Origin of the sequence: Amphibacillus jilinensis Y1, assembly GCF_000306965.1 — a bacterium.
Classification (GTDB): domain Bacteria; phylum Bacillota; class Bacilli; order Bacillales; family Amphibacillaceae; genus Amphibacillus_C; species Amphibacillus_C jilinensis.
The window spans coordinates 207346-213865 of record NZ_JH976438.1; the positions used below are offsets into that span (position 1 = coordinate 207346).

The 6520-nt window shown below is 39.4% G+C and carries 6 protein-coding genes; 2 read left to right on the forward strand and 4 right to left on the reverse strand.

The features are described from left to right. Nucleotides 1-89 precede the first annotated feature (89 nt). A complete protein-coding gene (locus B494_RS0113835; protein ID WP_017472982.1) occupies nt 90-1478 on the reverse strand; it encodes a M24 family metallopeptidase in 1389 nt (462 codons plus the stop codon). 12 nt (nt 1479-1490) lie between these two features. After that, the gene (locus tag B494_RS0113840; RefSeq protein ID WP_017472983.1) at nt 1491-2249 is read right to left on the reverse strand and encodes a DeoR/GlpR family DNA-binding transcription regulator; all 759 of its coding nucleotides are present in this window, start codon (nt 2247-2249) and stop codon (nt 1491-1493) included. Nucleotides 2250-2571: 322 nt separating this feature from the next. Here B494_RS0113840 and melA point away from each other — a divergent pair, with 322 nt between their 5' ends. Both melA and B494_RS20630 read left to right on the forward strand, forming a co-directional pair. After that, the gene (melA, locus tag B494_RS0113845; RefSeq protein ID WP_017472984.1) at nt 2572-3870 is read left to right on the forward strand and encodes an alpha-glucosidase/alpha-galactosidase; all 1299 of its coding nucleotides are present in this window, start codon (nt 2572-2574) and stop codon (nt 3868-3870) included. Nucleotides 3871-4079: 209 nt separating this feature from the next. After that, on the forward strand, nt 4080-4241 hold the full coding sequence (locus tag B494_RS20630; protein ID WP_017472985.1) for a YfhD family protein: 162 nt from the start codon (nt 4080-4082) through the stop codon (nt 4239-4241). Nucleotides 4242-4376: 135 nt separating this feature from the next. Here B494_RS20630 and B494_RS0113855 read toward each other — a convergent pair whose 3' ends face one another. Both B494_RS0113855 and B494_RS19465 read right to left on the reverse strand, forming a co-directional pair. Next, the gene (locus B494_RS0113855) at nt 4377-5450 is read right to left on the reverse strand and encodes a glycosyltransferase (RefSeq protein ID WP_017472986.1); all 1074 of its coding nucleotides are present in this window, start codon (nt 5448-5450) and stop codon (nt 4377-4379) included. A 54-nt stretch (nt 5451-5504) separates the two neighbouring features. Further along, nucleotides 5505-6520: hypothetical protein (locus tag B494_RS19465; protein ID WP_017472987.1), on the reverse strand; the 1016-nt coding region annotated here is incomplete at its 5' end.

Sequence of the window (6520 nt, forward strand, 5' to 3'; positions counted from 1 at the left end):
TATAATGATGAACGTGGATGTAAACATTTCTGATTATTAAGTGAGAATTATTTTTTATGCCCTATTCTCATTGATTGTTCTTATCTAGCTCACTTTACTTTCAAAGCTTTGTCTTTAGCCAAATAAAAAGGACGTAAGTAAGCAACAGTATTAGACAATGGTAAAACATCAGGACTTACTTCAATATTAAGCACATCTTGCAAATACGTTTTTCTAGAGCTAATTCTCTCCCATAATTCGGGATATTGCTTTTTAATATCAGCTTGCAAAGTTTGATCGGCTAGCGCAACACACTCTTCTGCACTTACCCCTGTGTACCCTGGAACAGATGGAATAATATCAATTTGAAAAATCATTCCGCTCTTTAGGATCTCTGAAGATTGATTATAAATAGGTGAAGCCATCCATTCTTCATCAGCTACTAAATGACCAGGGTTTAGATGCCAATGATACTTTTCTTTAGGAAATACACGTTCAATCGCTTGATAAAGCTGATCGCCTTTTATCCCTGTTTTTATCGTTTCAAGCCAAGTAACGACGGCCTGATAGTACGGCTTTGCCACTGCTTCTAAATAATCTGTTTGATCTTCAGGCAATTGTTGATCATTTTCCACCACCAAACCTGCTCGACTAGATAATCCGCCCTTATAGCCAACGGTTAGAGACATCGGATCCCCGCGTTTTACTTGTTTATAGCTAGGATAAATATTAGCTTTTTCAAATCTTTTCCCGGTAGCAGCAATGGTAACGACAGAATTATATTGACCTTCAGCATTCAAATGTGCGCCAATTTCAGTTTCTTTTGCACCAATTTCAATGGCGTTTAAAGCTTTTAACATGTGTGTTGATGCTAAATTCGCTCCATATTCATAATGGGCAATCTCATTTGCGTTATTAGTTGTTCGTGCGCCGCGATCGCCTATAAATAAATAAGCACCGTTCACTAATTCGACATCATCCTTTGTTACATTTTTTAATGCGTCGACGATAAAATAAGGGATATCTAACATTTGTTCAGTTGGCTGGACAGATGTTGTGAACATTTTCCATCCAATTAATCCGATCCGTTGTTTGTTTTGTAGGTTTAAGCGAGAGAAAATATTTTCTAATTTATCGTCATTTTCCATCGGTTGATTAGGTAATGAAAATAATGGGCTATGAATAAGATTTACTTTAATGCGTGATAAATTTGCTAGTTTTAAATTTTCATTGCCAAGAACGACGGTACTTTTTCCTGATTTATCGATCACTAATAGCCCTTCTTCAAATCTGGGGATGAAGCCTGTTAAATATTCAAAATTACTGCCGTGTTCTTTGTCGGCATAAATAATTAACACATCGATGTTTTCTTCTTGCATGCTTTGTAATACTTTATTTTTTCTTGCTTCTATCGTTTGATCTGTTAAAGTTACCGGTGCTACATCGGCATATGTGCGAGGTTCAGGACATGTTTCAAAAGTAATAAGGTTGGTTTTCATTTAGACGCTCCTTTAATCTAACGTTATAATGTTTACATTGTTATTTTGTAAACTTGTCAAAAATTCTTGTTGTGGTACTTGATCAGTGATTAATACATCGATGGCATTTAAATCGCAGACTTTAAACAAGCCGGTCGTGTTTAATTTAGTATGATCAGCTACAGCAATAACGGTATCGCCTTGCTCGATCATTTGGCGCTTGACTAAACCTTCTGCCTCTGTATGGATGAAAAGCCCATCTGCAGAGATAGCGAAAACGCCTAAAATGGTGTAATCCGTATGATAGTGTTCAATTTTTTTAACTGTTTCAGAGCCATATAGAAAAAGTTGTTCTTTATGCAATGCACCGGGTAATACGGCTACTTCTGTTTTTTTGAATTGGGCTAACAAAATGGCATGTGTTAGCGAATTAGTGATCGCATAGATCGTTTTATTATGTAATTTCCGAATCACTGCCTCAACTGTTGTAGAGGAATCAAAAATGATCGAACAATTGTTTTTAATCAATTCGGCAGTCTTATAAGCAATCTGTTCCTTAATTTGATTGTGTTTTTTCGATCGTTGCTGATAATTAAAGATAGCAGCCTCTCGATCTAATGAAACTGCGCCGCCATGTGTTCTTCGCAAAATGTTCTGATCCTCTAACTTAATTAAATCTCTACGAATCGTATCTTTTGACACCTTTAATTTTTCTGCTAAATACGCCATTGTGGCGCTTCGTTCTACCTCAATAATTGCCTTTATTTTTTCCAATCGCTGTTCAATTAGCATGATCTTCTCTCCTTGCCTTTAAATTATCACAACTCGCAATCTTTTGCAATCTTTTGCATTTTTTTGAAAGGTAAAATTTTTATCATGCCTAACCGTCTGTAAAGCCTCCTCTCAAAATAGAAAGTAAAGCAAATTTATTAAGGTGGATGGTAAGGTTGCTAATGTTCTGATTCACTCCTAATAATCAGTGGGCAGGTAAGACCGTAGACTAAAACCGCCACGTCTGCAAATATTTTACCCTTTTCATTTTTATTTACAATTGATAAAGCGCTTTCTTTGTTTTAGAATGGCAGTGATCAGTAAACTTAAGGAGATGAGCGCGATGAATAAGTTAACATTTTTAGGGGCTGGTAGTACTGTTTTTGCTAAAAACATTCTAGGAGATTGTATGGGGGTGGAGGCACTACAAGACTTCGAATTTGCTCTGTTCGACATTGATTTAGAAAGGCTTGAAGATTCGGAATCGATGTTAAATAACTTAAAGAAAAATTTACGATCGAACGTCACGATAAAAAGTTACCGTGATCGAAAAGAGGCGTTACGTGGGGCGAAGTATATTGTTAACGCCATTCAAGTAGGCGGTTATGATCCGTGTACAATTACCGATTTTGACATACCAAAAAGATATGGATTGCAACAAACGATTGCTGATACATTAGGGATTGGTGGCATCTTTCGTAACTTAAGAACGATACCTGTTATGCAAGAATTTGCAAAAGATATCAAAGAAGTTTGTCCAGATGCTCTGTTTTTAAATTACACTAATCCAATGGCGGTATTAACAAATATCATGATAAGCGAAGGCATTCAAACAGTGGGACTATGCCACAGTGTTCAAGTATGCGCTGACCATTTACTCGATCATTTGAATTTGCCTAAAGATCATGTTCAGTGGAAGATTGCGGGTATCAATCATATGGCGTGGTTATTAGAAATTACTAGAAATGGTGAGGATCTTTATCCGGAAATTAAACGCCGTGCAAAGCAAAAACAGAAAGATAAGCATCATGATATGGTACGATTTGAGTTGATGGATAAGTTCGGCTATTATGTGACAGAATCGTCAGAGCATAATGCTGAATATCACCCGTATTTTATTAAGAAAAATTATCCTGAGTTAATTGACGAATTAAATATCCCACTTGATGAATATCCAAGAAGATGCATTCATCAAATTGAAGGTTGGAAAAAAATGCGAGATGATATTGTTAACAACCAAAATCTCACCCATGAGCGTACGAGTGAATACGGTTCACACATCATTGAGGCTATTGAGACAGACCAACCTTTTAAAATAGGGGGGAATGTTTTGAACACCGGTGGATTAATTTCTAACTTGCCTGAGAATGCTGTGGTAGAAGTGCCTTGTTTAGTTGATGCTAGTGGGGTAACCCCAACATATGTTGGCGCTTTACCTGAACAGCTGGCTGCTTTAAATCGAACCAATATTAATACACAACTGTTAACAATAGAAGCAGCAAAAACGTTAAAGAAGGAAAAGATTTATCAGGCTGCTTTACTTGATCCGCATACAGCAGCGGAATTATCGATTGACGATATCATTTCACTATGTGATGATCTAATTGAAGCGCATGGAGATTGGTTACCGCAATACAGCTGAGTCAATTGAGTTGACGAAAACTCCATGAGTGTTTGTTCAAACTTAACTGTTTAAACAACTTTTATAGACCATCAGTTAACGAAAAGCAGCGATTAATGATTCGTTTTATCATACATTAACGTGTTAATGATAAGAAAAATTCCCGACTTACTTATAAAATCACAACGCCTATCCATACTAAGCTTAAACATTATTTGGAGGTTAGTCTAATGGATGACAAAAACAAGCATGAACCAAATAACAATAAAATAAACAGAAACAAAAATGATGGTCTTGACATTGAATTTTCTGAGGAATTAGCAGATCAAGAGGATAGACAGGCAAAAGCACGAGCCGATGCGGCAGATAAACGTGCGCAGTTACGCAAATAATAACAGCATATGTCTTGCTGGCCTGTTGGAATCGAATGGACATTCCTACAGTGTCTTAAATAAAGTTAAGTAGTTGTCCTTTTTAATGTTGTGTCACACCATTGATGTGTAGTCATTCTCAATGGTGTGACGTAGCTAAGATCGTTTATTTTCAAGTAATTGTTTATTGTATAAAATCCGCTCGTCTTCTGGACGGTAAACGCGTGCTCTTTCATTGTGTTCAAAGGCTTTTTCAAAGTTCCCCAGTTTATAGTAGCATACACAAAGTTGTAAATGTGGATACCAAGTTGAGTAAGCAGGATAAGTAAAGCTCCATTTATTGGGATCTGTCTCTAGTTGGGTCGCTAGCTCATACCAAAAAACGGCTTGTTGATAGGCATGTTGGCTTTGAAAGTGGAAGCCTAAACGACTGCATATTTCTGGTCTTGGAACTTTAGCGTAATTTAATGATTGAAAGAGAGCAGCAAGTTCCTGTTCTGCTTGATTTAAAAACCGGTAACAATCTGCTTTATTAATACAAGCGTAAACTTTGTCTTCTATCCACCCTGTTTTTAATTCAAGGTTTTTATTGTAGCTATCGATTGCTTCTTGATAATGGCCATTTTCACGTAATTCATTACCATAATAGAAATAATCCCGAGCTGTAAATGTATCCCCTCTTTCTTTGCGTTTTTGATAAATATTAAGATTTCTCCCAACAGAATGTTGCTGTTTTTTATGTGTAATAGCAATATCTGAATTAATAATATGCCCACTGACATTAAGATAATTATGGCAATCCCCTTGCCACTTAAAGCCTTTCGTACGCTTTAGTAGACGATTTAGACGATATTTCAGTGTAACATTGCCAAATCCGTCCGTACCGGCATGATAGTACATCGAAACTGCATCTACATTAGGGTTTAATGTCTCTTTTAATTTGAGGAATTTCTTTTGATCTTCTGGTAGAATCACATCATCTGCATCTAAATAAAGGATATAATCTTTCGTTGCGTACTTCATCGATTCGTTTCTTGCCGCCGAGAAATCCCCCGTCCACTTATAAAAAAACACCCGATCAGTAAAGCCTTTGGCAATCTCAACGGTTTGGTCGGTTGAGCCTGTATCAACAATATTGATTTCATCGACAATATCCTTTGCGCTTGCTAAGCATCGCTCTAATACATCTGCTTCATTTTTGACAATCATACATAAACTAATCGTAATCATCGATCATGCTCCTTTTTAAAAATAGGGGGAAGGGAAAGCCCCTCCCCTTTTTGATTATTCGGTGAAGACAATAAGATTTAAATCTCTATTCACTGCATTAACAAGGTTAACGTTAGTAGCTGTTGTCACAATGACCACTACACTGTACTCAAACGTACCTGTACTAGGAGCAATATCAACATAAGTGTTACCTATAGGGAAGTTTTGCGTTCCTGCTGACGAAAGTAATCTAGTGAAGTTACGTGTTTGAATAAGGGTTGCATCTCGGTAAGTTCTGATCTCTAAGACTAAGTTATTATCAACAATATTGTCTGATTCAATTGATAAAGCATAGTCAATTTTCACTTCTTGAGCTTCTTCCAAACTGACGTTATCAACGGTGACAACTGTAACTTCTGTATTTAATGGAACAGTATCATCATCAAAAACTATAATTGCTCCATCTTCATTATTAAATAATAGGTCTGCGGCTGCAGGTCCAGTCGGTCCAATTGGCCCCGTAGGTCCAGTAGCGCCGGTAGGCCCAGTGGCCCCCGTAGGTCCAGTAGCGCCGGTCGGTCCAGTTGCTCCAGTCGGTCCAGTGGCCCCTGTAGGTCCAGTAGCGCCGGTCGGCCCAGTGGCACCGGTAGGCCCTGTAGCGCCGGTAGGTCCAGTGGCCCCAGTAGGCCCGGTAGCGCCGGTAGGTCCAGTGTCACCAGTAGGTCCGGTAGCGCCGGTAGGTCCCGTAGCTCCGGTAGGCCCAGTAGCGCCGGTAGGTCCGGTGACACCAGTAGGTCCCGTAGCGCCAGTAGGTCCAGTTGCTCCAGTCGGCCCAGTAGCGCCGGTAGGTCCGGTGACACCAGTAGATCCAGTCGGCCCAGTAGCTCCGGTAGCTCCAGTTGCTCCAGTCGGCCCAGTAACGCCGGTAGGTCCAGTAGATCCAGTCGGCCCAGTAGCGCCAGTAGGTCCGGTAGCGCCGGTAGGCCCAGTAGCGCCGGTAGGCCCTGTAGCCCCTGTAGGTCCAGTCGGCCCAGTAGCGCCAGTAGGTCCTGCAGGCCCCGTAGGTCCAGGTGCACCGTTTGCGCCATCCG

What these genes read in the sequence shown, in the direction of transcription:
- B494_RS0113855 (WP_017472986.1), bottom strand. Translation starts at nt 5,450, where the DNA reads ATGATTACGATTAGTTTATGTATGATTGTCAAAAATGAAGCAGATGTA.
- B494_RS0113840 (WP_017472983.1), bottom strand. Translation starts at nt 2,249, where the DNA reads ATGCTAATTGAACAGCGATTGGAAAAAATAAAGGCAATTATTGAGGTA.
- B494_RS0113835 (WP_017472982.1), bottom strand. Translation starts at nt 1,478, where the DNA reads ATGAAAACCAACCTTATTACTTTTGAAACATGTCCTGAACCTCGCACA.
- B494_RS20630 (WP_017472985.1), top strand. Translation starts at nt 4,080, where the DNA reads ATGGATGACAAAAACAAGCATGAACCAAATAACAATAAAATAAACAGA.
- melA (WP_017472984.1), top strand. Translation starts at nt 2,572, where the DNA reads ATGAATAAGTTAACATTTTTAGGGGCTGGTAGTACTGTTTTTGCTAAA.